Genomic DNA, 25501 nt, shown 5'->3' with positions numbered 1-25501 from the left:
GATGCAACCCCAAGTCAAGGAAGGAGGACGAAGTCCGTTTGCACTTCTGGGGAGTTGCAAGCCCCCACTTCAAGCGTTAGCTAAGTGGGGGTAGTTGACTCTCTCTCTCCTCCGTTCCATTCGTGTTGCAGGCGGGCATACGCCCCGAGCGGATCGGCGGCGCGGGTGAGGCTGCGGCCGATGACGATGTAGTCGGCGCCGAGCTCACGCGCTTTCCTTGGCGTGACGACGCGCACTTGGTCGTGCGCCGCATCATCGGCAAAGCGGATACCCGGGGTGACGGCAAGGAACGAGGCGCCGCACCGTTCTTTGATGAGCGGCGCTTCGTTCGCTGAACAGACGACGCCGTCAAGGCCGCTTTCTTTCGCCAAGGCGGCGTAATGGGCGACTGTTTCCACAAGCGGGCGGGAAATCCACAGCTCCTCATGAAGCATTCGCTCGTCCGTGCTTGTCAGCTGGGTGACAGCGATGCAGCGCGGCCGCATTCTTCCGCTTGGCGTGCCGGCGTCAAGCCCTTCGATCGCCGCTTCCATCATGCGCCGGCCGCCGGCGGCGTGGACGTTCACCAAATCGGCGCCGACACGGGCGAGCCCTTTCATCGCCTGTTTCACCGTATTCGGAATGTCGTGCAGTTTTAAGTCTAAAAAGACGGCATGTCCTTGTTCTTTGAGAAACGCGACGATGGCTGGACCTTCCTGATAGTACAGCTCCATGCCGACTTTGACGAACAGCGGCGTTCCGGCAAACGGCCGCAAAAACCGCTCCACCTCTTGTTTTGATGGGAAATCAAGCGCGACAATGAACGGCGTGTGCACCGGTCTTCCAGCTCCTTCCTATGCATTCGGAAATGTGGCCGATCCCGAGGTCATCCAACAGCGCCGGCAGGTCGTTGATGATCGTCGGGCAGACGAACGGATCGACGAAGTTGGCTGTGCCGACCGCAACCGCGCTCGCGCCGGCGTAGAAAAACTCGAGCACGTCTTCCGCCGTTTGCACGCCGCCCATGCCGATGATCGGAATCGACACCGCCTGGCTCACTTCATAAATCATGCGGATGGCGATCGGTTTGACCGCCGGGCCGGATAAGCCCCCGGTGCCGTTGGCCAAAATCGGCCGGCCTGTTTTCACGTCGATGCGCATGCCAACGAGCGTGTTGATCATCGTCAAGCCATCGGCGCCCGCTTGTTCAATGGCCTTCGCCATCGCGACGATGTCGGTGACGTTCGGAGACAGCTTCACGTAAACCGGCACGGCGGACACTTCTTTGACAAGCCGCGTCAGCTCGGCGGCCACGTCCGGCACGGTGCCGAACGCAATCCCGCCTTTTTTCACGTTTGGGCAGGAAATGTTGAGCTCTAGCGCATGGACGTTCGGCGCCTTCGAAATCGCTTCGGCTACCTCGACGTATTCTTCCATCGTCGAACCGGCGATGTTGGCGATGATCGGTACGTCAAACTGTTCAAGCCACGGCAGTTCTTCTGCGAGCACTTTGTCAAGGCCGGGGTTTTGCAGGCCGATGGCGTTTAACATCCCAGCCGGCGTTTCTGCCACCCTTGGTGTCGGGTTGCCAAAGCGCGGCTCTTTTGTCGTCGCCTTGATCATCATGGCGCCTAACACGCTTAAATCGTAAAACCGGGCGTACTCGCGGCCAAATCCAAAACAGCCGGACGCCGGCATGATCGGGTTTTTGAGCGAAAGACCCGGCAGTTCGACCGCAAGCCGGTTCATAGCACCACCTCCCCGGCCCGAAACACCGGGCCGTCGCTGCATACTTTTTTATACGCCGTCTCGCTCCCTGGCACATGGCAGACGCAGGCGAAACACGCCCCGACGCCGCAGCCCATCCGCTCCTCGAGCGACAAGTACACCGGCCGGTTCGGAAACCGTTCCGCAAGCGCCCGAAGCATCGGCTTCGGACCGCAGGCGTACAAGACGTCAAACTCGAGCGAGCGCGCTTCGATCACATCGGTGACGCGCCCGGCCGTTCCGTGCGAGCCGTCATCGGTTGCGACATACGTCTCCCCAAACGCGGCAAATTCCTCTTCGTAAAAGACCGCCGCTTTCGTTTGAAACCCGAGCACGCTCACTACTTTGACACCGCGCTTTGTGAGCTGTTTCGCCAGTTCATAGAGCGGCGGGACGCCGATGCCGCCGCCGACTAGCAGCGCCCGGCTGCCCGCCGGCGCGGCCTCGAGCGGAAAGCCGTTGCCGAGCGGGCCGAGCACATCGACCGTGTCGCCCGGCTGTTTTTGCGCCAACAGCGCCGTGCCTTTCCCTTCCTGGCGGTAAATGATCGTGCATTGGCCCTGCTTGCGGTCGATGCGGCAAAGGCTGAGCGGGCGGCGCAGGAGCGGATCGGCGGATGCGGCCACTTTCACATGAACGAACTGGCCCGGCTGCTTCATCTCTTGCACAAGGCGGCCGGAAAGCGTCAATTCATACGTCCGCTCGGCGATCAACCGCTGGCTTGCGACCGTCATTCGTTCGCGGCCGATCATGACTGCACCAGTCCTTCCGTCATCGCTGTTGTCGAGAACGTCATCGATTCGAGCACTTGCAGCATCGCCCTTGCCGTATCAAGCGACGTCAAGCATGGGATGCCGTTTTCGACCGCTTCGCGGCGGATGCGAAAGCCGTCGCTTTCCGGCTGCTTCCCTTTCGTCAGCGTATTGATGACGACTTGCGCCTTCCCTTGGCGGATGACATCTAAAATGTTCGGCGACGCCGAGTGGATTTTATTGACGACCGTCACCGGAATGCCGGCCGCGTTCAACGTTTCCGCCGTGCCGTTCGTCGCCAGCAGCTGATAGCCGATGTCGGCAAAGCGGCGCGCCAGCTCGACCGCTTCTTCTTTGTCTTTGTCGGCCACCGTCAACAGCACCGCCCCGTGCGGCTGGATCTGGATGCCCGAGGCGACGAGCCCCTTATAGAGCGCTTTTTCAAACGTCATGTCTTTGCCGATCACTTCGCCGGTCGATTTCATTTCCGGGCCGAGCGAAATGTCGACGTTACGCAATTTCGCAAACGAGAACACCGGCACTTTCACGTACACACCGGGGCGCACCGGACAGACGCCCGTCTCATAGCCCATGTCGGCGAGCTTCGCCCCTAAAATGGCTTTCGTGGCGAGATTCGCCATCGGCACGCCGGTGATTTTGCTTAAAAACGGCACCGTGCGGCTTGAGCGCGGGTTCACTTCCAAGACGTAGACGTCGCTTCCCGAGACGACAAACTGAATGTTCAACAGCCCGACAATATGCAGCCCGCGCGCCAGTCGGATCGTGTAATCCGCGATCTTGTCGATCACTTCCGCGCTTAATGTCTGGGGCGGGTAGACGGCAATCGAATCGCCGGAATGGACGCCGGCCCGCTCGATATGTTCCATGATCCCGGGGATGACGACCGTCTCGCCGTCGGCGATGGCATCGACTTCGACTTCCTTGCCGGTGATGTACCGGTCAACGAGCACCGGGTGCTGCGGATTGACGCGCACGGCGTGTTCCATGTAATGAAGCAGCTCCTCGCGGTTATAGACAATTTCCATCGCCCGGCCGCCGAGCACGTACGAAGGACGGACGAGCACCGGGTAGCCGATTTCTTCGGCGATGGCGACCGCTTCTTCGACCGAAACGGCCGTTTTGCCGGCCGGTTTGGGAATGCCGAGTTCCGAGAGCGCCTGTTCAAATTTGTCGCGATCTTCGGCGCGGTCCAAATCCTCAAGCGTTGTCCCAAGCAAGCGGACGCCGCGCGCCTCGAGTTCCGCCGCCAAGTTGATGGCCGTCTGACCGCCGAATTGGACGATGACGCCGATCGGCTGCTCGAGGTCGATGACATGCATCACGTCTTCGGCCGTCAGCGGCTCGAAATACAGTTTGTCCGACGTGCTGAAGTCGGTCGAGACCGTTTCCGGGTTGTTATTGATGATGATCGCCTCATAGCCGGCCTGCTTAATGGCCCAGACGCAATGGACGGTCGCATAGTCAAATTCGATCCCTTGGCCGATGCGGATCGGGCCGGAGCCAAGCACGATGACGCTCGGTTTTTCCGTCACGATCGATTCGTTTTCTTCCTCGTACGTGCTGTAGTAGTACGGCGTTTCCGACGTGAATTCGGCTGCGCACGTATCGACCATTTTGTAAACTGGCACGATGCCTCGTTGGCGGCGCAGCGCGTAAATGTCGCGCTCCGTTTTGTTCCATAACGCCGCTATCGCCGCATCGGAGAAGCCGAGCCCCTTCGCTTTTTTTAACACGTCAAGGTCGCCCGGGTGGTTTTTCAAGACCGTTTCCATCTCAATAATGTTTTGAATCTTATGCAGGAAAAAGCGGTCGATTTGGCTCCATTCATGCAGCGTCTCCACCGTCACCCCGCGGCGGAGCGCCTCGGCGATGTAAAAGAGCCGTTCATCGCCCGCCTTGCGGATCCGTTTTTCGATCACGTCATCCGCCGCGTTTTTTACTTCGTTCAATTCGAGATGGTGCACGCCGATCTCGAGCGAACGAACCGCTTTTAACAGCGATTCTTCAAACGTCCGGCCGATCGCCATCACTTCGCCGGTCGCTTTCATTTGCGTGCCAAGGCGGCGGTTCGCCGATTCAAATTTGTCAAACGGAAAGCGCGGAATTTTCGTCACCACATAGTCGAGCGCCGGCTCGAAGCAGGCGTACGTTTTCCCGGTGACCGGGTTGATCATTTCGTCAAGCGTCAACCCGACGGCGATTTTCGCCGCCAGTTTCGCGATCGGATACCCCGTCGCTTTTGACGCCAGCGCCGACGAGCGGCTGACGCGCGGGTTCACTTCAATGACGTAATAGCGGAAGCTGTCCGGGTCGAGCGCGAGCTGGACGTTGCATCCGCCTTCGATGCCAAGGGCGCGGATGATGTTCAAGGACGCGTTCCGCAAAAGCTGATATTCGCGGTCGCTTAACGTCTGGCTCGGGGCGACGACGATTGAGTCACCCGTATGAATGCCGACCGGGTCGATGTTTTCCATGTTGCAGACGACGATCGCGTTGTCGTTGGCGTCGCGCATCACTTCGTATTCAATCTCCTTGTAGCCGGCGATGCTCCGCTCGAGCAAGCATTGATGCACCGGGCTCATCTTCAAGCCAGTTGACACAATCTCGACAAGCTCTTCTTCGTTCGTGCAAATGCCGCCGCCCGTGCCGCCGAGCGTGAACGCGGGGCGGACGATGACCGGATAGCCGATTTGTTCGACAAACGCATACGCCTCTTCCAGGCTGTGAATAATCGCGCTTTCCGGCACCGGCTCGCCAAGCTCGTTCATGAGGGCGCGGAACTGTTCGCGGTCTTCCGCCTTTTCGATCGCCTCGAGCTTCGTGCCGAGAATTTCGACGCCGCACTCTTCAAGCACGCCGGCCTTGGCGAGCTCAACCGCCAAGTTAAGGCCCGTTTGGCCGCCAAGCGTCGGCAAAATCGCGTCCGGCCGCTCCTTGCGGATGATGCGGGCGACAAACTCAAGCGTCAGCGGCTCCATGTACACTTTATCGGCGATTTCCGTATCGGTCATGATCGTCGCCGGGTTTGAGTTCACCAGAATGACTTTGTATCCTTCTTCTTTTAGGGCTAAGCACGCTTGCGTTCCCGCGTAGTCGAACTCGGCCGCCTGGCCGATGACGATCGGCCCCGAGCCGATGACTAAAATCGTTTCGATGTCGCGGCGTTTAGGCATGGATGACTTCCCCTTTCTTGTTGAACTCACGGATGAGCGCCAAAAACTCGTCAAACAGCGGATTGGCATCTTCTGGCCCCGGCGACGCTTCCGGATGATACTGCACCGTAAACGCCGGGAAATCGAGATGGCGGAGCCCTTCGACCGTGCCGTCGTTTAAGGCGACATGCGTCACTTCAAGACGCGTGCCAGAAAGCGACTCGTGCGTGACCGTATACCCATGGTTTTGCGCCGTGATGGCGACTTTGCCGGTGCGCAAGTCTTTGACCGGATGGTTCGAGCCGCGATGGCCGAATTTCATTTTCTCCGTATTCGCCCCGCACGCCAACGCGAACAGCTGATGGCCGAGGCAGATGCCAAAGAGCGGCGCTTTGCCGAGAATCCCGCGGATCATCTCGATCGCTTCCGGCACGTCTTTCGGGTCGCCCGGTCCATTGGAAAGCATGACCCCATCCGGATGCCAGCTCAATACGTCTTCCGCCGTCGCATTGTACGGCAACACGATGACATCGCAGTTTCGCTTGTTCAGTTCGCGCAAAATGCCGTGCTTCATCCCAAAGTCGATCAAGACGACGCGCTCGCCGCGCCCCGGGCTTGGGTAGGCGCTTTTTGTTGAGACGCGCCGCACTTGGTCGCGCGGCCACTCCATCGCCCGCAGCTTGGCTGCTGCTTCCACCGGATCGACATCTAGCCCACAGATCATCCCTTTTAACGTTCCGTATTGGCGGATAAGGCGCGTCAGTTTGCGCGTGTCAATGCCCGCGAGTCCCGGAATGTCTTTTTCTTTTAAATACTCATCCAGCGTCAGTTCTCCGCGCCAGTTGGACGGCATGAGGCACGCTTCTTTGACGATGAATCCGTGCACGTACGGGCGGATCGCTTCAAAGTCATCGCGGTTGATGCCGTAGTTGCCGATCAATGGATACGTCATCGTCACAATTTGCCCGCAATACGACGGGTCGGTCAAAATTTCTTGATACCCGGTCATGCCGGTGTTAAACACGACTTCGCCGGTCGTCTCTTTCAAGCTGCCAAACGCTTCGCCGACAAAAAACGAACCATCTTCTAAAATCAGCTGCCGTTTCATCTTTACGCCCTTCCTTTCTCCCATACGAGTGTACCGCCGACAAACGTCATCACCGGCCAGCCTTGGCACACCCAGCCGGCAAACGGCGTATTTTTCCCTTTTGAGGCAAACGTCTCGGGATCAATCGCTTCTTCCGTTTCCAAATCGATGACCGCAATGTCCGCCGGCGCCCCGACGGCAAGCCGCCCGGCCTTGAGGCCGAAACATTGCGCCGGCTTGATCGTCAGCCAATCGACAAGCTGCTTTAATGTAAACACGCCTGTTTTGACAAAATGCGTATATAGGAGCGGAAACGCCGTCTCGAGCCCGACGATGCCAAACGGCGCCGCCTCGATGCCTTTCGCTTTTTCCGCTGCTGTATGCGGCGCATGATCCGTAGCGATAAAATCGATCGTGCCATCGAGCAGGCCCTCAATGAGCGCCTCGCGGTCCGCGCGGCTGCGCAGCGGCGGGTTCATTTTGTAGTTTGCATCCAACCCTGGAATGTCTTCGTCGCACAAGAGCAAATGGTGCGGCGTCACTTCGGCCGTGACGCGGATGCCGGCCCGCTTCGCGTCGCGGACGGCGCGCACCGACTCTTTCGTGCTGATATGGCAGACGTGATAATGGCATCCCGCTGCTTCCGCGAGCAGGACGTCGCGGGCGATGTGCACCGCTTCGCAGACGGATGGAATGCCGGCGAGCCCATGCCGGCGGGCGAACTCGCCGTCATGCACCGCGCCGCCGTTTTTTAATGTATCGTCCTCGCAATGGGCGACGATCGGCATATCGAGCGCCGCCGCCTGTTTCATCGCTTCAAACATCATCCCAGCCGACTGGACGCCGACGCCGTCATCGGTGAACGCGAACGCTCCCGCTTCTTTGAGCGCCGCAAAGTCAGCCAGCTCTTCCCCTTTTTGCCCGATCGTGATCGCCGCGTACGGAAGCACGTTGACGTGCGCCGTTTCGCGGATGCGGGCTTGCAGCCGTTCCATCTGTTCTTTCCGGTCCGGCACCGGATTTGTGTTCGGCATGGCGGCAACCGTCGTAAAACCGCCTTTCGCCGCGGCGAGCGTGCCCGTTTCAATCGTTTCTTTCGCCTCGCCGCCTGGTTCGCGCAAATGAACGTGCAAGTCGATCAAGCCGGGGACAATAAGTTTGCCGCTGACATCGATCACTTCTTCCCCATCGGCTGCAAGCGGCTGTTCATGACGGATCGCCGCAATGTTCCCTTGTTCCATTTTGATATGTGTCCGTACCAATTGTCCGTGTTCATTGAACGACATGCCATTTTTCAACCATACGGCCATATTGCATTCTCCCTTCCATTGCCCGTTTTAAGACCGCCATCCGCACGTAGACGCCGTTTTCCATTTGTTTAAAAATGCGTGACGGTTTCGCTTCGACCAGTTCGCTCGCAATTTCGACCCCGCGGTTGACCGGCGCCGGGTGCAAGATGATGGCGCCCGGCTTCATCTGCCGCGCCCGTTCGAGCGTCAGCCCGTATTGTCGGTGGTACTCTTCTTTTGTCAATCCCATTTTTTCGGCGTGGCGTTCATGCTGGATGCGCAGGAGCATGACAACATCGGCTTTCGCCACCGCCTCGTCGAGATCAACATACGTTCCGTGCACGTTCGTCTCGTCTTTCCACTCGTCCGGGCTGGCAAACAGGACGTTCGCGCCGAGTCTTGTCAATACTTCCGCATTGGAACGGGCAACGCGGCTATGGCGGATGTCGCCGATGATCGCGACCGTCAGCCCGGCAAACGCACCGAACTCTTGGCGAATCGTGAGCAAATCGAGGAGCGATTGGGTCGGATGGTGCCCGCAGCCGTCACCGGCGTTAATGATCGAAACGCCAACCGAATGGCGGAGCGCCTCGAAATAGGCATCTTCGTGATGGCGGATGACAACAGCGTCAACACCGATCGCTTCCAACGTTCTTACCGTGTCGTACAGCGTTTCCCCTTTTTGCACGCTCGAGTGTTCAGGGTCAAACGGAATGACGTGAAGCCCTAACTTTCGTTCCGCCATCTCGAAGCTGCATTTCGTGCGCGTGCTCGGTTCGAAAAACAAGTTGGCCACATACATCGGCGCGGCCGGGCGCCAAGCGCGGCCGCGGCGGAACGCTTCCGCTTCATCAAGCAGCCGGGTGATGTCGGAAAGCGGCAGTTCGCTCAATGTAAAAAGATGGGTCATTGGCCTCTCTCCCTTTCTTTTTTTGCAAAAAAACACCTTGCCGGCTGGGCAAGGTGTGACGATCAGCGCATGGCAGAACCGGAGAAGGTGCACTCCGGCCCTGGATGCGCCTGTTTTCACACCTTTTTAAGCCTCACGGGACTTAATTAAAAGGTGTTTTGTATTCGATTTAGGCAACATGGCCGCTGTCGTTTTCAGCTTCAAATAAGTTTTCCGCTTCTTGCGGACGCCCCGGCAGCACTAAGTTGAGCAGGACGCCGACAATCGCCGAGAGCGCCATCCCGGTAATTTGGAAGCTGTCGCTGATTTTCAGCACCGCTCCGCCGATGCCGATCACCAAGATAACCGAGGCGATGACCAAGTTGCGCGTCGCGCCGAAGTCGATGCGGCTGTCAACGAGCATCCGCAATCCGGACGAGGCGATGATGCCAAACAGCAAGATCGACACACCGCCCATGACTGGCGTCGGAATCGAGCTGATCAGCGCCGTGATTTTGCCGACGAAGCCAAAGGCGATCGCGATGACCGCCGCGCCGGCGAGCACATAGACGCTGTAAACCCGGGTGATCGCGAGCACGCCGATGTTTTCCCCGTACGTCGTTTTCGGCGGGCCGCCGAGCAAGGCGGAAATCATCGTCGCTGTTCCGTCCCCTAAAATCGAGCGGTGCAGCCCCGGTTTTTGAATGAGGTCGCGGCCGACGACTTTGCTTAACACAAGCTGGTGGCCGATATGTTCGGACAAGGTGACGATCGCCACCGGCACCATGAGCATGACGATCTCGGCAGTGATGCGCACCGGATAATCGGCAAACGGAATCAAGAAATCCGGCCATTCGAACCATTTGGCCGCCGCCACTTTCGACAAGTCAACCAGTCCGACAGCGAGGGCGTAAACGTAGCCGACAACGATGCCGACAAGCACTGGAATCAAGCTCAACATGCCGCGCGCAAGCACCGAGCAGACGATCGTGGCCGCGAGCGTCACAAGCGCCACCGAGAAATGGAGCAAGCTGTATTTGCCGTCCGGGCCGTTCATCGCCATCCCGACCGCCGTGCCGGCTAAGCCGAGACCGATGACGATGATGACCGGACCGACGACAACCGGCGGCAATAGCTTCATCACCCAGCGGTAGCCGGCTTTTTTAATGATGAGGGCGACAACCCCGTACACCAATCCGGCGAGGAAGCTGCCAATCATCGCCGCTCCCGGGCCGCCGGCCGTTTTCGCCGCGATGATCGGCGCGATGTAGGCGAACGAGGAGCCAAGATACGCCGGCACCTGCCATTTCGTAATGAGCAAAAACGCCAATGTCCCGAGCCCGCTTGTGAGCAAGGCGATCGACGGATCCAACCCGACTAAGTACGGCACTAAAATCGTCGCCCCAAACATGGCGAACAAATGCTGCAAGCTTAACGTCACCCATTGCCCCACAGTCGGGCGGTCTTGAATATCCAACACCGGTTTGTTCATCTTTCGCCTCTCCTTTCGCCAAATGAGCGAAGTTCGTTTTTTAGTGTGCACAAAAACACCCTCTTTGCCCATGAAGGCGCAAAGAGGGTGCAGAAACGCCCGAAACGATTCCGCCCCTTTTGCAGCCTCACGGGACTGCGCTTAAAAGGGAGCTGTTTTATTTCTCATGAATCGACACTTGGTCAACGCCGTCCACTTCGGAAAGCTCGACGACAATCAGCTCCGAACGGGAGGTCGGCACGTTTTTGCCGACGAAATCAGCGCGGATCGGGAGTTCCCGATGGCCGCGGTCGACAAGCACGGCGAGCTGGATGCGCGACGGGCGGCCCAAATCCATGACCGCATCCATCGCCGCCCGCACCGTCCGGCCGGTAAACAGCACATCATCGACTAAAATGACATTCCGCTCGCTCACCGGAAACGGCACGTTCGTTCCTTTCACAAGCGGTTCATGGTCGTCCGTCTTCACCGTCAAATCGTCGCGGTACAACGTAATGTCCAACTCGCCGACGGGAACGGACGCCCCTTCGATGTGCTCGATCCGCTCAGCCAAGCGGCGCGCCAAGTAAATGCCGCGCGTTTTAATGCCGACCAATAGGCAATTTTCAATACCTTTGTTCCTCTCGATGATTTCGTGGGCGATGCGCGTCAAGGCGCGGCGAATCGCCTGTTCATCCATCACGACCGCCTTTTGCATTCCGTCCACCTCCTAAAAGCGCATGCACGCCGCGGCCAGCGTGTTTCCGCAGGCGGCGCGCCAACCAGGCCGTTCCCGCCTGTTTTCATAAAAAAATCCCCCGCCTGTGAAGCGGGGGATGGCGCGCTTATCGCCAAACAAGATGGGCATACATCGCCCTTCTTTGTCATTCCGACCCCTTTTCAGCCTCACAGGACTGAACTTAAAGGTTCCTGTTCACTTGTTTTCATTGTAAAGCGGCTGCGTCCGTTTGTCAATCGTTTTTTCGCAGCCAGTCAAGCAGCTCGGCAAACTCCGGCGGCAACGGCGCTTCGAATTCCAAATACTCGCCGCTTCTCGGATGACGGAAGCCGAGCACCCCGGCGTGCAGCGCCTGGCCGTCGATCGGGAGCGTCTTTTTCGGCCCGTATTGCGGGTCGCCAGCGAGCGGGTAGCCGATGTATTTCATATGGACGCGAATTTGGTGCGTCCGCCCCGTTTCCAGCTGGCACTCCACATACGTATACTGGCGAAACCGCTCGAGCACGCGGAAATGGGTGACGGCTTCCTTGCCGTTTTCTTCGGTGACGGCCATTTTCTTTCGATCGCGCTTGTCGCGGCCGATCGGGGCATCGATCGTCCCGTAATCGTGTGGAATGACGCCGTGGACGATCGCCTTGTAGCGGCGCGTCACCGTTTTGTTCACGAGCTGCTCGACGAGCGAGCGGTGGGCGGCGTCGTTTTTCGCCACCATCAATAGTCCTGATGTGTCTTTGTCAATCCGATGGACGATGCCGGGGCGAAGCACGCCGTTGATCCCGGACAAGTCGCGGCAATGGGCGAGAAGCGCATTCACAAGCGTGCCGCGCATATGCCCGGGCGCCGGGTGGACGACCATGCCGCGCGGTTTGTTGACGACAAGGACATCCTCATCCTCATAATAAATGTCAAGCGGAATCGGCTCCGGCTCGACCTCGAGCGGCTCCGGCTCCGGCGGTGAAACGGCGACCGCGTCGCCTGCCTCGCATTTGTAGTTCGCCTTGACCGTCTCGCCATTGACGGTCACAAGCCCGCTTTTGATCCATTGCTGCACTTGCGAACGCGACCATTCCTCATTGAGCGCCGCGATCACTTTATCGATCCGCTCGCCGTCATATTCGTCTTCGATGTGAAACGTGATCGTGTCCATCTACTCATTCCCTTTCTCTGGTGTCGCGAAAAAAAACATATGGACAAACAGCAAGATGACGCCGACGGTCAGCGCCGAGTCGGCGATATTGAACACCGGAAAGCTGTACGTGCCGATGTACGTATGAATAAAGTCGACCACTTCTTTCCGGAATACGCGGTCGATAAAATTGCCGATCGCCCCGCCGAGCATCAGCCCAAGCCCCACGCCGGCCAGGCGCTCGGAAGGCTTCAGGCGGCGGATGTAAATCACGATCGCCGCCACGACAATAACCGTAATCAAATAAAAGAGCCAAAACTGCCCTTCCAGCATGCCCCACGCCGCGCCGCGATTGCGGTGCGACGTAATATAGAGTACATTGTCAATGACCGGGATGCTTTCCCCAAGCCGCATATAGCGGACGACAAGCCATTTCGTCCATTGATCGAGGATGATGACCGCCGCCGCGAGCCAATAGTATGCCACCGTGCCAAATCCCCCTGTCCTTCTCATTCATCCTTTTTGCATTGTAGCATAATTCGCCATGGCAAACAAATGAAGCGGCAAGGCCGCCAGGAAGGCAGCCTGCCGCTTTTGTTATGCCGAATAATGTTCGTTCACAATGTGCGCGCAGCGCGGACAAAGCGTTGGATGCGACGGATCGGCGCCGACTTCTTTCGTCACCGTCCAGCACCGCTCGCACGTCTCGCCTTCCGCCGGGCGGACGAGGACGGCTACGTGGTCGAGCCGCTCGGCTTCGGCCGGTGCGGCGTCATACGGCTCATCGGCAACGGAAAACGCGGAAACGATGAGAAGCTGGCGCAAGTCGGCATCAAGCGACGCCAACAGCTTCCGCGCCTCGTCTTTCGGGTAGACCGTGACGCTCGCGATCAGCGATTTGCCGATCACTTTTTCGTTGCGCGCGTTCTCGAGCGCTTTTAACATGTCATCGCGCACGTCCATAAACGCATCCCATTTCGAAAGCAGCTCTTCTTCGCCGTCGATCGCGATCGGCTCTGGCATATCGGTGAGCTGGATGCTTTCGACGTTTTCTCTTCGATTCGGGATATGCTCCCACACTTCATCGGCCGTGTGCGGCAAAATCGGCGCGATGAGCTTCGCCAATGCGACGACCGTTTCATACAATACGGTCTGCACGGCGCGGCGGGCGCGGGAATCGGCCGCTTCGATGTACAAAATGTCTTTCGCCATATCCAAATAAAATGCGCTCAGCTCAACGGTGCAGAAATGGTTCATCTCATGATAAACAGCAGCAAAATCATAGCTGTCATACGCCTTTTTCACTTTAGCGATGAGTTTATTTAATTTCGCTAACATGTAGCGATCGACTTCGCCAAGCTCCCCAACCGGCACAGCGTTTTGATTCGGGTCAAAATCAAACAAGTTGCCGAGCATAAAGCGGAACGTATTGCGGATTTTCCGATACACTTCGGACACTTGTTTTAAAATGTTATCGGAAATGCGTACATCCGCCTGATAGTCAACCGAGGCGACCCAAAGGCGTAAAATGTCGGCACCGAGCTGTTCCATGACTTTGGCCGGCACGACGACGTTGCCGAGCGATTTGCTCATTTTTCGCCCTTCGCCGTCTAAAACGAAGCCATGGCTTAACACCCCTTTATACGGTGCTTTTCCGGTGACGGCAACGGCTGTAGACAGCGACGAGTTAAACCAGCCGCGATATTGGTCGGACCCTTCCAAGTACAGATCAGCCGGGCGCGCGAGATCATCGCGTTCGACCAACACGGCTTGGTGCGACGAACCGGAGTCAAACCATACGTCCATAATGTCCGTTTCTTTCGTAAAGATGCCGTTCGGGCTGGACGGATGGGTGAATCCTTCCGGCAGCAAGTCTTTCGCCTCGCGCTCAAACCAGACGTTCGATCCGTATTGGCGGAACAAGTTCGACACATGCTCGATCGTTTCATCGGTGATGATCGGTTCGCCGTTTTCGCCGTAAAAAACCGGAATCGGCACGCCCCAGGCGCGCTGGCGGGAAATGCACCAGTCGCCGCGGTCGCGCACCATGTTGTGGATGCGGATTTCCCCCCATTCCGGAATCCATTTCGTGTCTTTGATCGCTTGAAGCAGCTCGCTGCGGATTTTATCGATCGACGCAAACCATTGCGTTGTCGCCCGGAAAATCGTTGGCTGCTTCGTCCGCCAGTCGTGCGGATACGAGTGGGTGATAAACCCAAGCTTCAGCAAAGCGCCGGCTTCCTCAAGCTTCTGTGTAATCGCCTTGTTGGCGTCTTCGTAAAACATTCCTTCAAACCCCGGCGCTTCGCTCGTCATATAGCCGCGCTCGTCGACCGGGCAAAGAACGGGAAGCCCATATTTTTGCCCGACGAGAAAGTCGTCTTCCCCGTGGCCCGGCGCCGTATGGACGCAGCCCGTGCCGGCGTCGGTCGTGACGTGTTCGCCGCAGACGACAAGCGAGTCGCGCTCATAAAACGGATGTTTCGCGACGACGTATTCAAGCTCGTTTCCTTTGACCGTTTTGACGACCGACCATGCGTCCCAGCCGACTTCGTTCGCCACCGACTCGACCAGGGCAGCAGCGACCACGTATTTTTGTCCGTTTGTTTCCACGACATGGTAGTCCAGCTCCGGATGGACGGCGATCGCCAAGTTCGCCGGAATCGTCCACGGCGTCGTCGTCCAAATGACGATTCGCTCATCGCCCTCAAGCACGCCTTTGCCGTCTTTCACCGGGAAGGCGACATAAATCGACGGCGAACGCTTGTCTTTATATTCGATTTCCGCTTCAGCGAGCGCCGATTCGCTTGACGGGGACCAATAGACCGGCTTCAACCCTTTGTAAATGAGCCCTTTTTTCGCCATTTCGCCGAACACTTTAATTTGCTGGGCTTCGTACTCCGGCTTGAGCGTAATGTACGGGTTGTCCCAGTCGCCGCGCACGCCGAGCCGCTTAAACTGCCGGCGCTGGTTGTCGATTTGCTCGTACGCGTATTGCTCGCACAACTTGCGAAACTCGGCGACGCTCATCGATTTGCGGTCGACACCTTGCTTCGCGAGCGCCGTTTCGATCGGCAAGCCGTGCGTATCCCAGCCCGGCACGTACGGCGCGCAATAGCCGCTCATCGATTTGTAGCGGACGATGATGTCTTTTAAAATTTTGTTCAGCGCATGGCCCATATGAATATCCCCGTTGGCATACGGCGGGCCGTCATGCAGCACGAACAACGGACGCCCTTTCGTCCGCTCTTGCACTTTCCGGTAAATGTCCATCTCTTCCCATTTTTTTTGCATTTCCGGCTCCCGCTTCGGCAAGTTACCGCGCATCGGGAACTCGGTTTGCGGCATAAGCAGCGTCTCTTTGTAGTCCATCTTCGCTCCTCCTTCAAGCATCAAATCAAAATAAAAAACCGTTCTCCCCCGGCAAGGGACGAGAACGGTCTCGCGGTACCACCCTTCTTGGCCATGCAAACGACGCACAGCCCACTTTTCATTCGTAACGGGAATGACGCGCCATGGCCTACTGGATGTTCGGCATGGAACTCCAGGGTGATGTTCACTCTTGCGCCGATGCCGGGCTTCCACCATCCCCGGCTCGCTGCGACCGGCCGTTCAAGAGCTACTGTCCCTTTCATCGTCGATGACTATTTCACTATTCATCCGGAAAAAAGCCAACCGCCTCCCACGGCGGCTGGTGCGGTGATTTTTGCCAATGATTATACCCGACATGGCCTCGGTTCGTCAAGGCTGAGACAACGGCTCTTTCGCCTCTTCTTCGAGATCAGGCGTCTCGTATTCCATCAACTCGTCCCAGTCACGGCTGTTGATCATATCGAGCTGCGCCTCAACGAGCATGCGGAAGCGAGCGCGGAACACTTTCGACTGCCGCTTGAGTTCTTCGATTTCCAGCGCGATTTTCCGCGATTTGGCCAGCGCGTCGCCGATGATGCGCTCCGCGTTTTTCTCCGCTTCTTTAATGATCAGCTTCGCCTCTTTTTGTGCGTTGCGCTTCACTTCTTCCGCTGCTTCCTGAGCCACAAGAATCGACTTATTTAACGTTTCTTCAATGTTGGAAAAGTAATTCAATTTTTCCGTCAGTTCGGCCACTTTTTCTTCCAGCTGCTTTTTTTCACGGATGAGCATTTCGTAATCTTTAATAATTTGATCCAAAAACTCATTCACTTCATCTTCGTCATACCCGCGAAATCCGCGGCTGAATTCCTTATTGTGAATATCCAATGGCGTTAACGGCACAATGGCCACCTCCGTCTCCATCATTCCTTTTCTTCCTTCATTCGACACGATCAGCCCATTTCCTGCTGCGATTCGATTATTTTTGACGGCCCAGCCGGATGCGCCAGCGTTCTTTTTTCGTCATCCCCTCGACGGAAAACAGCTTGCAGCGACCAAACCCGCGCGCCGACAGGACATCGCCCGGCCCGCATACAAAATCGGGCTTGTCCACCACCTTCCAGTTCACTTTGACGAGCCCGCTTTCAATGAGCGTCTTCGCTTTCTCGCGCGCGAGGCGGAACGCCTGGGCAAGCACCGCATCGAGCCTTAGAGAAGACACCGTGACCGTTCCTTCCTCCCACGTTTCGGCAAGCGGCATGGCAGCTGACAGCGGCAACAGCTCAAGCGAAACCGGCGCTTTGCCGATCGTCCCAACATGGAGGCGAATGTAATCGGCCACCTCGGCGGCGGCAAAAAATTGGATCTCTCCTCCTTGGACGAGAATGTCGCCGAACTTGCCCCGCCGCAAGCCGAGCGACATGAGCGCTCCTAAGACGTCGCGGTGTTCAAGGGAAACGAATTTGCCTGGATAGCGGACAGCGAACAAGGCGATGTCATAATCCTCCTCATTCGGTTCGAAATACGGCGGATACAAAAGCGCCCGCTTCCGCTCGACAAACAGAGCGCCGCCGAAAAAGGACACGCGCACGTCTCCGTCGCTGCCGACGATGCTTTGCACGATTTGCTGCTCGCGCGGATCAAGAAAATCGGTCAGCTTCGGAGCGTACTGATGTTCTACCATTTCCTTCCATTCCATTACATGATCGATGAATTGATGTTCCTCTTTGCGGAAGTGCTGATACAGCTCCATTCCCATTCACCTTGCCTCATAAAGAAAGGAACCCGGAACGGATTCCTCCCGCTATTCCGCCCGCCTGCGCCTGGGCCAAACGATGCGCGCTCCGTCCGGCTGCTAAAACTGCGCTTCGAGGATGTCAAACAACGCATACAGCCCTCTTGTCGCAAATTCAAGGACAATAAAGGCGATGATCGGAGAGATGTCAATGATGCCAAGCGGCGGAATGACGCGCCGAAACGGTTCCAAATACGGCTCGCAAATGGCGGCAAGCATTTGTCCGAACCGCGTTTCGCGCGCATTCGGAAACCAAGACATCAAAATGTAAATGATCAAAGCGTATGAGTATACTTGAATCAAGGTCGTTAAAAACGTAAGCACATAATCCAACGGCTACCACCTCTTTATCGGTCTGTCATCCTCGCCGTCAAGCGAAATCGCGCCGCTGACGTCGACGTTGTCCGGGGTGCACAAAAAAATTTTCGTGCCAACTTGCTGAATGTCGCCGCCAATGGCGTACACCGTGCCGCTTAAAAAGTCGACGATCCGCTTCGCCTGCTCATGCTGGATGCGCTGCAAATTGACGATGACCGCCCGCCGGCTTTTTAAATGATCGGCGATTTCCTGCGCCTCCGCATACACCCGCGGCTCAGCGAGCACGACTTTCGCCGATTTTTGCACGCTTTGCAAGCTGACGACGTTCGCCTTGTTTGCCGCCTTCAGCAGCGGCGCCTCCTCTTCCGGCTGCGGCGCTTCGTATTCTTCTTCATAGTCTTCGTAATCTTCTTCTAAAAAATAATCGCGAAATTTTTTCATCAACCCCATCAAGTTCACCTCCTACAATGATCCGACAAGCGCGCTGCCGATGCGCACAAACGTCGCCCCTTCCTCAATGGCGATCTCGTAATCGTTCGACATGCCCATCGACAGCTCCGTGCACGGCGCATGCGGCCAGCGGAGCGCCTGAACGCGCTCTTTCAAGACCCGCAATTGCCGGAAGCAGGCGCGCAATACCGCCTCGTCATCCGTATGCGGGGCCATCGTCATCAATCCGACGACCTCAAGGTGCGAAAACGAACGGAGCTGATCGATGAACGGGACGGTCTCGTCAGGAGAGAGGCCGTGCTTCGTCGCTTCTCCCGATACATTCACTTGCACAAAACATTTCACCGGCCGCACCGCCCGCTTTTCAATTTCTTTCGCCAGCGACAGGCGATCAAGCGAATGGATGTAATCGACTTTATCGATAATGTCCTTCACCTTGCGCGACTGAAGCGTCCCGATAAAATGCCACACCGCCTGGTCCCCGATCCGTTCATACTTTTCAAGCAGCTGGCCGGCGCGGTTTTCGCCGAGGTCGGCAATGCCGGCGTCAAGCACATGAAGCGCCCTTTCGGCATCAATATATTTCGTGACAGCAACGATGCGTACGTCGGCCGGATTGCGGCCGACGCGGGCGCAAGCCGCCTCGATGCGCTGGCGAACGGCTGCCAAGTTGTCGCGTACGGTCATGCTGTTTCCTCCCTTCGGCCGATAAACGCCAACATCCGCCCTGTCGTCCCACGGTCGCGGCGGTGGGAAAAAAACAACGTCTCCTCACAGCTTGTACAGCGTTCCGATACATAAATATGGCGGTCTGGAATCCCGGCGGCCGCAAGCTGCAGCCGGTTGGCCTCTTTTAAATCAAGCGCATACTGCCCTTGGCTTGTTTCGCGCCACGGCAACGGGCCGCCCGCAGGAAGAGTCGGACGCAGGCCATCGATCACCCGGTCATCAACCGTGTAACAGCATGGGCCAATGGCCGGTCCAATCGCGGCATAGATGTCGGACGGGGCAATGTGTTCGCGCTCCTGCCAAAGCCGCACCATGTTTTGGACAATGCCGCCCGCCGTCCCCCGCCAGCCGGCGTGGGCAAGGCCGACTAGGCCCGCCGATGGCGCGATAAAATAGACAGGCACACAATCAGCAAAACAAAGTGCGAGCAATACCCCCGCCTCATCCGTATACAGCCCGTCGGCCCCCCGGACCGCTGCAGCGAAGTCGTGCGCCCCGCTCCCCCGATCGCCTTTCGTCACTTTCCGAATCACGGCGCCGTGCACTTGCTCACAGCACACCCAATGATCGAGCGGAACAGAAAGCCATTCGGCCAGACGGCGGCGGTTGTTGACGACATGCATGCGATCGTCGCCGACATGCAGCCCCATATTCAGCGAGGCGAACGGCCCTTCGCTTTCTCCGCCTTGTTTCGTTGTCAACCCGGCGACTGCTCCGGCAAACGGGGGCGCCCCGCAGCGGAGCCATCCTTGAGCTTCTTGTTGAAAAATGTCCGGCATTCGCGTCAACCTCACGCTGTTTTTGTAGGTTTTTATCACTTTTTTTCCTATTTTATCATAGTTTGTTTGTTTGTGATAACCTTTATTTGCGATTTTGTCGAAACATTGGTGCAATCCCGCCACTCAATATGCCGCTCGTTGCGCGGGCCGCTCAGTCGGCATCATGCAGGCGGACTAAAATGACATCCGCTCCGATTTTGACGATGTTTTGCCACGGAATGACGACCGCTTCTTCACGCCCGAACAACCCGAGCATCTTTCCGGAGCCTAAAATAATGAGCGACCGGATTTTGCCTGTATCTAAATCGATGTCAATATCCCCGATGTTGCCAAGCTTCTTCCCGTTGGCCACATTGACGACATCTTTCGTTTGAAACTCGGAAATTCTCATCACGGTTCAGTCCCCCGCCTTTCCTCTCCTCTTTTTCATCTATATGACGCCGCCCAACCGGTTATGTGCCAAAGAAAAAAAGGCTGCCCCAGCAGCCGTTCACACTTGGATGTTTTTATTCATTTGCCGGATCGCTGCCTTTTCAAGCCTGGACACTTGCGCCTGGGAAATGCCGATTTCCTCGGCGACTTCCATTTGCGTCTTTCCTTGGAAAAACCGTTTGCGGATAATCATTTTCTCTCGCTCATTCAACCGCCTCAAGCCCTCTTTCAATGCGATTTCTTCAATCCATTGGCTGTCGCGGTTGCGCTCGTCGCTCAGCTGATCCATCACGTAAATCGGGTCGCCGCCGTCGTTGTATATCGGTTCAAATAAGGAAACCGGATCTTGAATGGCATCAAGGGCAAAAACGACTTCTTCATGGGCGACGCCAAGCTCTTTCGCGATCTCTTCCGTCGATGGTTCTTTCGCCGTCTCGCTCATGAGCCGCTCCCGCACTTGCAGCGCTTTGTAAGCGATGTCGCGCAGCGAGCGCGAGACGCGAATTGGATTGTTATCGCGCAAGTAACGGCGGATTTCGCCAATGATCATCGGCACCGCATAAGTGGAAAATTTCACATTTTGGTTGAGGTCAAAATTATCAATCGATTTCATGAGTCCGATGCAGCCAACTTGAAATAAATCATCAACAAACTCGCCGCGGTTGTTAAAGCGTTGAATGACGCTTAACACGAGGCGTAAGTTTCCGTTTACCAATCTTTCCCTTGCTTCCAAATCCCCTTCATGCATCCGGCGAAACAGCTCCCGCATTTCCTCGTTGTTGAGGACGGGAAGCTTTGAAGTGTCGACGCCGCAAATTTCGACTTTGTTCCTCGTCAAGTTGTTCCCTCCCATCAGGAGATGCTAAGTCGTCAGTTTTCAGTATCTCCCTGGGAGGGAAAAATATGCACAGCCTGTCCGAGCGAAAAAAAGCGGCGGAGCGTCCACTCCCGCCGCTTGCTACATCATTTTGTTGAACTCTTTGCGCAACCGTTTAATGATCCGCTTCTCGAGCCGCGATATGTACGATTGCGAAATGCCGAGCAAGTCAGCGACATCTTTTTGCGTTTTTTCCTCTCCTCCTGACAAACCAAAGCGCAATTCCATAATCTGCTTTTCACGGTCGCTCAGCTGGTGCAAGGCGTTTAGCAGCAGCCGCCGGTCGACGTCCGCCTCCAAATCCTTTGTAATGACGTCGTCTTCCGTTCCCAGCACATCGGACAGCAGCAGCTCATTGCCGTCCCAATCGATATTGAGCGGTTCGTCAAACGACACTTCCGCCCGCACTTTATTGTTGCGGCGCAAATACATTAAAATTTCGTTTTCAATGCAGCGTGATGCATAAGTCGCCAGCTTGATTTTTTTCTCCGGGTTAAACGTATTGACCGCTTTGATTAAGCCGATCGTTCCGATGCTGATCAAATCTTCGATGTGAATGCCGGTGTTTTCAAACTTGCGCGCAATGTAGACGACAAGCCGCAAATTGCGTTCAATGAGCAGCGACCGCGCCGTCTCATCACCGGTGGCCAGCCGTTCGATCAACTGCTCTTCCTCTTCTTTCGTCAACGGCGGCGGAAGCGCCTCGCTGCCGCCGATATAGTAAATTTCGTCGGCCTTCAACCCAAGTTTGGCCAGCAGCTTATACAGCCAATACATGAACCGAAGTTTCCATCTTTTCATCAAAATCCCCCTTCTAAACGGATAAAACGCGAGTATGATATAGTAACGACCTATGAAGCGGTCAGCTTTCTTCCCGCCTGCACCATTTTCGGATGGATGATGCAATCGTATTCTCCGTCGGCTGAAAGCGGGTCTGCACTTAAGGCCATAAGCCCATGTTTCACCTCAAGCCACTCGTTTTCGTATGACAGCGCGATGCGGTCTAGTTTTACCGCCATCATCATTTGCGGGCCGCTGCCCACTGCGCGGTATGGAATGAGACGAAGACGATGGGCCCACTGTTCGGGCGGGTCGTCAACCGTCATGGCTGCCATATAGGCCATCAGCTCTTCGGGCAGCACGTCCTTCGCTTTTTCCCGGTCCACGATCATCACCGGCGTTTTGGACACTGGGTCAAACAGCTGGTTGCCGCTGTCGATGAGCCCTCTTAGGGCAAGGGGCCGGCCTTCCCAAACAGCAATGACATCCACAATATGTTCGAAGCGCAATTTTTTCTCGCGAATCTGTTCCACACGGCGGCGGGAAAAAAGCCACAACACCGGAAACCCGACGAGGACAAACAGCCAGCTCACCGGGTCGCCCGCCCCGGGGGGATGCATCATCAATAATCCGTTCTGCACGGACAGTTGCTCGGCGAAAAAATAATGAACCGCCAGCATGCCGCCCCCGACAGCGAACGTGGCAAAGTAAAACGCCAGCATGTTCTCGATCATATAGCGCGGCCGCTTAAAGCCAAAAGCGGCGAGCACAATCAAGATCGAGGCGGCCATTTTGGCAAGCGGGTGCTGGGCGATGGCGGACAACGGGGTGAACAGCAGCACCACAAGCAGCGACCCGATCAACGCTCCGGCCAACAGCCGCCACCAGACGATCGGGCGCTTAAGCATGAGCGCTGTCAGCCAAAGAAGCATTGCATCAAAACAGACGTTCAAAAGCCAAATGACATCAAGATACACAACCAACCGGCAAGCCCCTCCCCCGCCCCATCGGCTTTTGTCTGAAACAAGTATATAGCACATCCCGTTGGAAAGTCTGTCAATCGGTGGTGGTGAAAAACAGAATGTTTTGTCAAAGCGAGGGGAAACGTGCGAACGAGGAAAACCGCCCTTTGAAGCGCGGGGAGAGGGCAAAAAAAGAAGGCATGAACACGGCTTGTTCATGCCCGATAGCTCCTCAACGGCGACGGTTGCGGTTACGCAAGAACGCCGGAATATCGAGCGGGTCTTCCGCCTGCCCGGACCGGAGCGCCGCATAATCTTGCGCCGGTTCTTCGCGCTTTTCCCGCTTCGGCGCCGGCGTCACTTTCGGCGCCGTCCCGATGCCGGCGCGCGGCGGCCGCGGCTGCGAAGCAACGTTTTCGTTAAACCCGGTCGCGATGACAGTGACGACAATTTCGTCTTTTAAGTCTTCGTTGATGACCGAGCCGAAAATCATGTTCACTTCTTGATCGGCCGCCGAAGCGACGATGTCGGCGGCCTCCTGCACTTCGTACAAACTTAAGTTCATGCCGCCGGTGATGTTCATGAGCACGCCTTGCGCCCCGTCGATCGACGTCTCCAACAGCGGGCTGGAAATGGCTTTTTTGGCTGCCTCAGCCGCTCGGTTTTCGCCGCTGGCAATCCCGATGCCCATCAGCGCCGAGCCTTTGTTGGACATGATCGTTTTCACATCGGCGAAGTCAAGGTTGATCAACCCCGGCACAGCGATCAAATCGGAAATGCCTTGCACCCCTTGGCGCAGCACATTGTCCGCTTCGCGGAACGCCTCAAGCATCGGCGTATTTTTGTCAACAATCTCAAGCAACCGGTCGTTCGGAATGACGATGAGCGTATCGACCGCCTCTTTCATGGCGGCGATGCCACTTGCGGCCTGCGTCGCCCGCTTCCGCCCTTCAAACGTAAACGGGCGCGTGACGACACCGACCGTGAGCGCTCCTAATTCACGGGCGATTTGGGCGATGACGGGCGCCGCCCCAGTTCCCGTGCCGCCGCCCATGCCAGCGGTGACAAACACCATATCGGCGCCGCGAAGCGCTTCTTCAATTTGCTCTTTGCTCTCCTCAGCTGCTTTTTTTCCAACTTCTGGGTTCGCTCCCGCACCCAAGCCGCGTGTCAGCTTCGCCCCGATTTGCAGTTTCGTCGGCGCCTTCGACAAATTGAGCGCCTGTGCATCGGTATTGACGGCAATAAATTCAACGCCTTGCACTCCGTGTTCAATCATCCGATTGACGGCGTTGTTGCCGCCGCCCCCGACCCCAATCACCTTGATCGTTGCCAACTGATCGACTGTTGTCTCAAACTCCAACATGGCCAAATCCTCCTAAAATTTCAATCTCTATTCAAAGAAAGAACCGAAAAATTTCTTGACCTTCTTCCCGAAATGGTCTTCTTTCTTTTTCGGTTTCGATTGTTGTTTTGGCGCCGGGCGCTCGGCCGGCTCCGCCGCGGCCGCCGCCGGGACGGTTTTCCCTTGCAGCTGCGCCTGCCGGTAGGCGAACTTGAGCAGGCCGACGCCGATCGTGTATTGCGGGTCGCGCACGCCGATGTAATCCGGCATGGCAACACGGACGCTCGTCCCTAGGACGACGTGAGCCAACTCCAACACTCCCGGCATATTCGCCACGCCGCCGGTCAGCACATAGCCGCCCGGAAGGTCGCGAAAGCCAAGCCGGCGCACTTCATGTTGAACCATTTGCAAAATTTCCTCCATCCTCGCCTCAATAATATCGGCGATCTCAAGCTGGCTGAACTGCTGGTGTTGATCGCTGCCCATGACCGGCACGCTGAACACTTCTTCGTCCGAAGCGTAGTCGTAAAACGCATACCCGTGCTTCAATTTGATTTTTTCCGCATCCTCCGTTGTTGTCCGCAGCCCGATGGCCAAATCTTTTGTAATATGCTCCCCGCCGACCGGCAGTGAAGAGACAGCTTGCAACGCCCCTTGCTCAAAGACAGCGACCGTTGTCGAACCGCCGCCCAGATCGACGAGCGCGGCGCCCAAGTGCCGCTCATCGTCGGATAATGCCAGCGAACCGGCCGCTAACGGCTGGAGGCAAATGTCGCTGATTTCCAAACCGGCGCGTTCCACACAGCGAAGGAGATTATGTAAAATCGTCTTCGCTCCGGTCACCATCGTCCCTTCCATCTCCAAGCGGACGCCGATCATGCCGCGTGGGTCGTGGATGCCGTCTAAGCCGTCGACGATAAACTGGCGCGGAACGACGCTGATAATTTCCCGGTCCGGCGGGATGGAAACGACTTGCGCTGCATCGATGACGCGGGCAACGTCTTCATCGCTGATTTCGCGGTTTTCGCTGGCAACCGCAACGATGCCATGGCAGTCATGCAGCTGAATATGGCTTCCCGCCACCCCGACAATCACGCGGCGGATCGAAAGGCCGACCATCCGTTCCGCTTGTTCGACCGCGCGCTTGATCGATTGCACCGTTTTATCTATATCAACAATCGCGCCTTTTTTGAGCCCTTCTGATTTCACATTGCCGATTCCGATAATGTTAATCGAGCTGCCCAACATTTCCCCGATGATGACTTTGACGCTCGATGTTCCGACATCCAGGCTAACGACGATCTCATTGCTGCTCATCTTTTGGCATCTGCCTACTAAAAACGCGCCGATGTCAGCCGGCGTTTCAGTAAGCAGCGACACCTCCTTTTTCGGCTGAAATTTCCCTGTCCAT

At 56.7% G+C, this 25501-nt stretch carries 24 protein-coding genes and 1 other annotated feature; all 24 genes read right to left on the bottom strand.

Annotated features, from left to right (window positions below; all coding sequences use genetic code 11):
- Positions 1 to 80 precede the first annotated feature (80 nt).
- Entirely contained in the window at positions 81 to 815 is a 735-nt protein-coding gene (gene pyrF / locus CV944_RS02105) for an orotidine-5'-phosphate decarboxylase (RefSeq protein ID WP_063330454.1), read from the bottom strand.
- Positions 787 to 1728, bottom strand: a complete 942-nt coding sequence (locus CV944_RS02100) for a dihydroorotate dehydrogenase (protein ID WP_100659518.1) — start codon at positions 1726 to 1728, stop codon at positions 787 to 789. The genes pyrF and CV944_RS02100 overlap by 29 nt, the downstream gene beginning before the upstream one ends.
- Positions 1725 to 2498 carry a dihydroorotate dehydrogenase electron transfer subunit gene (locus tag CV944_RS02095; RefSeq protein WP_100659519.1) on the bottom strand — a complete coding sequence of 258 codons (774 nt, stop codon included), beginning with the start codon at positions 2496 to 2498 and terminating at the stop codon, positions 1725 to 1727. The genes CV944_RS02100 and CV944_RS02095 overlap by 4 nt, the downstream gene beginning before the upstream one ends.
- Positions 2495 to 5692 (bottom strand): carbamoyl-phosphate synthase large subunit, encoded by a 3198-nt coding sequence (carB, locus tag CV944_RS02090; RefSeq protein ID WP_100659520.1) that lies wholly within the window; start codon positions 5690 to 5692, stop codon positions 2495 to 2497. Before carB ends, CV944_RS02095 begins: the two co-directional genes overlap by 4 nt.
- Positions 5685 to 6779 (bottom strand): carbamoyl phosphate synthase small subunit, encoded by a 1095-nt coding sequence (locus CV944_RS02085; protein ID WP_100659521.1) that lies wholly within the window; start codon positions 6777 to 6779, stop codon positions 5685 to 5687. Before CV944_RS02085 ends, carB begins: the two co-directional genes overlap by 8 nt.
- A 2-nt stretch (positions 6780 to 6781) precedes the next feature.
- A complete protein-coding gene (locus tag CV944_RS02080) occupies positions 6782 to 8068 on the bottom strand; it encodes a dihydroorotase (protein ID WP_100659522.1) in 1287 nt (428 codons plus the stop codon).
- Entirely contained in the window at positions 8031 to 8957 is a 927-nt protein-coding gene (locus tag CV944_RS02075; protein ID WP_100663795.1) for an aspartate carbamoyltransferase catalytic subunit, read from the bottom strand. Before CV944_RS02075 ends, CV944_RS02080 begins: the two co-directional genes overlap by 38 nt.
- A 169-nt stretch (positions 8958 to 9126) precedes the next feature.
- Complete coding sequence (locus CV944_RS02070) at positions 9127 to 10428, bottom strand: solute carrier family 23 protein (RefSeq protein ID WP_100663794.1); 1302 nt, start codon at positions 10426 to 10428, stop codon at positions 9127 to 9129.
- A 157-nt stretch (positions 10429 to 10585) separates the two neighbouring features.
- Positions 10586 to 11125 (bottom strand): bifunctional pyr operon transcriptional regulator/uracil phosphoribosyltransferase PyrR, encoded by a 540-nt coding sequence (pyrR, locus tag CV944_RS02065; RefSeq protein WP_014195396.1) that lies wholly within the window; start codon positions 11123 to 11125, stop codon positions 10586 to 10588.
- Between the two features lie 253 nt (positions 11126 to 11378).
- Positions 11379 to 12293, bottom strand: a complete 915-nt coding sequence (locus CV944_RS02060; RefSeq protein WP_014195394.1) for an RluA family pseudouridine synthase — start codon at positions 12291 to 12293, stop codon at positions 11379 to 11381.
- Complete coding sequence (gene lspA / locus CV944_RS02055; protein ID WP_100663793.1) at positions 12294 to 12785, bottom strand: signal peptidase II; 492 nt, start codon at positions 12783 to 12785, stop codon at positions 12294 to 12296.
- A gap of 84 nt (positions 12786 to 12869) precedes the next feature.
- A complete protein-coding gene (ileS, locus tag CV944_RS02050; protein ID WP_100663792.1) occupies positions 12870 to 15644 on the bottom strand; it encodes an isoleucine--tRNA ligase in 2775 nt (924 codons plus the stop codon).
- A 51-nt stretch (positions 15645 to 15695) separates the two neighbouring features.
- Positions 15696 to 15916, bottom strand: a binding site (T-box leader).
- A 97-nt stretch (positions 15917 to 16013) separates the two neighbouring features.
- Entirely contained in the window at positions 16014 to 16526 is a 513-nt protein-coding gene (locus CV944_RS02045; protein WP_025039064.1) for a DivIVA domain-containing protein, read from the bottom strand.
- 76 nt (positions 16527 to 16602) lie between these two features.
- Complete coding sequence (locus CV944_RS02040) at positions 16603 to 17376, bottom strand: YlmH family RNA-binding protein (RefSeq protein ID WP_033011294.1); 774 nt, start codon at positions 17374 to 17376, stop codon at positions 16603 to 16605.
- 102 nt (positions 17377 to 17478) lie between these two features.
- Entirely contained in the window at positions 17479 to 17751 is a 273-nt protein-coding gene (locus CV944_RS02035; RefSeq protein ID WP_033011295.1) for a YggT family protein, read from the bottom strand.
- Between the two features lie 3 nt (positions 17752 to 17754).
- Complete coding sequence (locus CV944_RS02030; RefSeq protein ID WP_033011296.1) at positions 17755 to 18186, bottom strand: cell division protein SepF; 432 nt, start codon at positions 18184 to 18186, stop codon at positions 17755 to 17757.
- A 12-nt stretch (positions 18187 to 18198) separates the two neighbouring features.
- On the bottom strand, positions 18199 to 18873 hold the full coding sequence (locus CV944_RS02025) for a YggS family pyridoxal phosphate-dependent enzyme (protein WP_063330437.1): 675 nt from the start codon (positions 18871 to 18873) through the stop codon (positions 18199 to 18201).
- Positions 18870 to 19694, bottom strand: a complete 825-nt coding sequence (gene pgeF, locus CV944_RS02020) for a peptidoglycan editing factor PgeF (RefSeq protein ID WP_063330462.1) — start codon at positions 19692 to 19694, stop codon at positions 18870 to 18872. Before pgeF ends, CV944_RS02025 begins: the two co-directional genes overlap by 4 nt.
- Positions 19695 to 19845: 151 nt before the next feature.
- Positions 19846 to 20088: a YlmC/YmxH family sporulation protein gene (locus CV944_RS02015; RefSeq protein ID WP_033011301.1), complete on the bottom strand. Its 243-nt coding sequence runs from the start codon at positions 20086 to 20088 to the stop codon at positions 19846 to 19848.
- A 96-nt stretch (positions 20089 to 20184) separates the two neighbouring features.
- Positions 20185 to 20964, bottom strand: a complete 780-nt coding sequence (gene sigG / locus CV944_RS02010; RefSeq protein ID WP_100659531.1) for an RNA polymerase sporulation sigma factor SigG — start codon at positions 20962 to 20964, stop codon at positions 20185 to 20187.
- A gap of 120 nt (positions 20965 to 21084) precedes the next feature.
- Positions 21085 to 21804, bottom strand: coding sequence for an RNA polymerase sporulation sigma factor SigE (sigE, locus tag CV944_RS02005; RefSeq protein WP_033011303.1), 720 nt, complete (start codon positions 21802 to 21804; stop codon positions 21085 to 21087).
- 50 nt (positions 21805 to 21854) lie between these two features.
- On the bottom strand, positions 21855 to 22766 hold the full coding sequence (gene spoIIGA / locus CV944_RS02000) for a sigma-E processing peptidase SpoIIGA (protein WP_033011306.1): 912 nt from the start codon (positions 22764 to 22766) through the stop codon (positions 21855 to 21857).
- Positions 22767 to 22977: 211 nt separating this feature from the next.
- Positions 22978 to 24111: a cell division protein FtsZ gene (gene ftsZ / locus CV944_RS01995; protein ID WP_033011308.1), complete on the bottom strand. Its 1134-nt coding sequence runs from the start codon at positions 24109 to 24111 to the stop codon at positions 22978 to 22980.
- A 27-nt stretch (positions 24112 to 24138) separates the two neighbouring features.
- The gene (ftsA, locus tag CV944_RS01990) at positions 24139 to 25407 is read right to left on the bottom strand and encodes a cell division protein FtsA (protein WP_033011337.1); all 1269 of its coding nucleotides are present in this window, start codon (positions 25405 to 25407) and stop codon (positions 24139 to 24141) included.
- Positions 25408 to 25501: the final 94 nt, after the last annotated feature.

Origin of the sequence: Geobacillus sp. WSUCF-018B (assembly GCF_002809985.1) — a bacterium.
GTDB classification, from domain to species: domain Bacteria; phylum Bacillota; class Bacilli; order Bacillales; family Anoxybacillaceae; genus Geobacillus; species Geobacillus thermophilus.
Note: the sequence above shows the minus strand (reverse complement) of the source record. Positions and strands in the feature narration are given on the sequence as shown.

Bases quoted from the DNA above. Each gene is read 5' to 3' on its own strand.
- CV944_RS02100 (WP_100659518.1), bottom strand. From the start codon at position 1,728: ATGAACCGGCTTGCGGTCGAACTGCCGGGTCTTTCGCTCAAAAACCCG.
- CV944_RS02095 (WP_100659519.1), bottom strand. From the start codon at position 2,498: ATGATCGGCCGCGAACGAATGACGGTCGCAAGCCAGCGGTTGATCGCC.
- carB (WP_100659520.1), bottom strand. From the start codon at position 5,692: ATGCCTAAACGCCGCGACATCGAAACGATTTTAGTCATCGGCTCGGGG.
- CV944_RS02085 (WP_100659521.1), bottom strand. From the start codon at position 6,779: ATGAAACGGCAGCTGATTTTAGAAGATGGTTCGTTTTTTGTCGGCGAA.
- CV944_RS02080 (WP_100659522.1), bottom strand. From the start codon at position 8,068: ATGGCCGTATGGTTGAAAAATGGCATGTCGTTCAATGAACACGGACAA.
- CV944_RS02075 (WP_100663795.1), bottom strand. From the start codon at position 8,957: ATGACCCATCTTTTTACATTGAGCGAACTGCCGCTTTCCGACATCACC.
- CV944_RS02070 (WP_100663794.1), bottom strand. From the start codon at position 10,428: ATGAACAAACCGGTGTTGGATATTCAAGACCGCCCGACTGTGGGGCAA.
- pyrR (WP_014195396.1), bottom strand. From the start codon at position 11,125: ATGCAAAAGGCGGTCGTGATGGATGAACAGGCGATTCGCCGCGCCTTG.
- CV944_RS02060 (WP_014195394.1), bottom strand. From the start codon at position 12,293: ATGGACACGATCACGTTTCACATCGAAGACGAATATGACGGCGAGCGG.
- lspA (WP_100663793.1), bottom strand. From the start codon at position 12,785: ATGAGAAGGACAGGGGGATTTGGCACGGTGGCATACTATTGGCTCGCG.
- ileS (WP_100663792.1), bottom strand. From the start codon at position 15,644: ATGGACTACAAAGAGACGCTGCTTATGCCGCAAACCGAGTTCCCGATG.
- CV944_RS02040 (WP_033011294.1), bottom strand. From the start codon at position 17,376: ATGGAGCTGTATCAGCACTTCCGCAAAGAGGAACATCAATTCATCGAT.
- CV944_RS02030 (WP_033011296.1), bottom strand. From the start codon at position 18,186: ATGGGGTTGATGAAAAAATTTCGCGATTATTTTTTAGAAGAAGATTAC.
- CV944_RS02025 (WP_063330437.1), bottom strand. From the start codon at position 18,873: ATGACCGTACGCGACAACTTGGCAGCCGTTCGCCAGCGCATCGAGGCG.
- pgeF (WP_063330462.1), bottom strand. From the start codon at position 19,694: ATGCCGGACATTTTTCAACAAGAAGCTCAAGGATGGCTCCGCTGCGGG.
- sigE (WP_033011303.1), bottom strand. From the start codon at position 21,804: ATGAAAAGATGGAAACTTCGGTTCATGTATTGGCTGTATAAGCTGCTG.
- ftsZ (WP_033011308.1), bottom strand. From the start codon at position 24,111: ATGTTGGAGTTTGAGACAACAGTCGATCAGTTGGCAACGATCAAGGTG.
- ftsA (WP_033011337.1), bottom strand. From the start codon at position 25,407: ATGAGCAGCAATGAGATCGTCGTTAGCCTGGATGTCGGAACATCGAGC.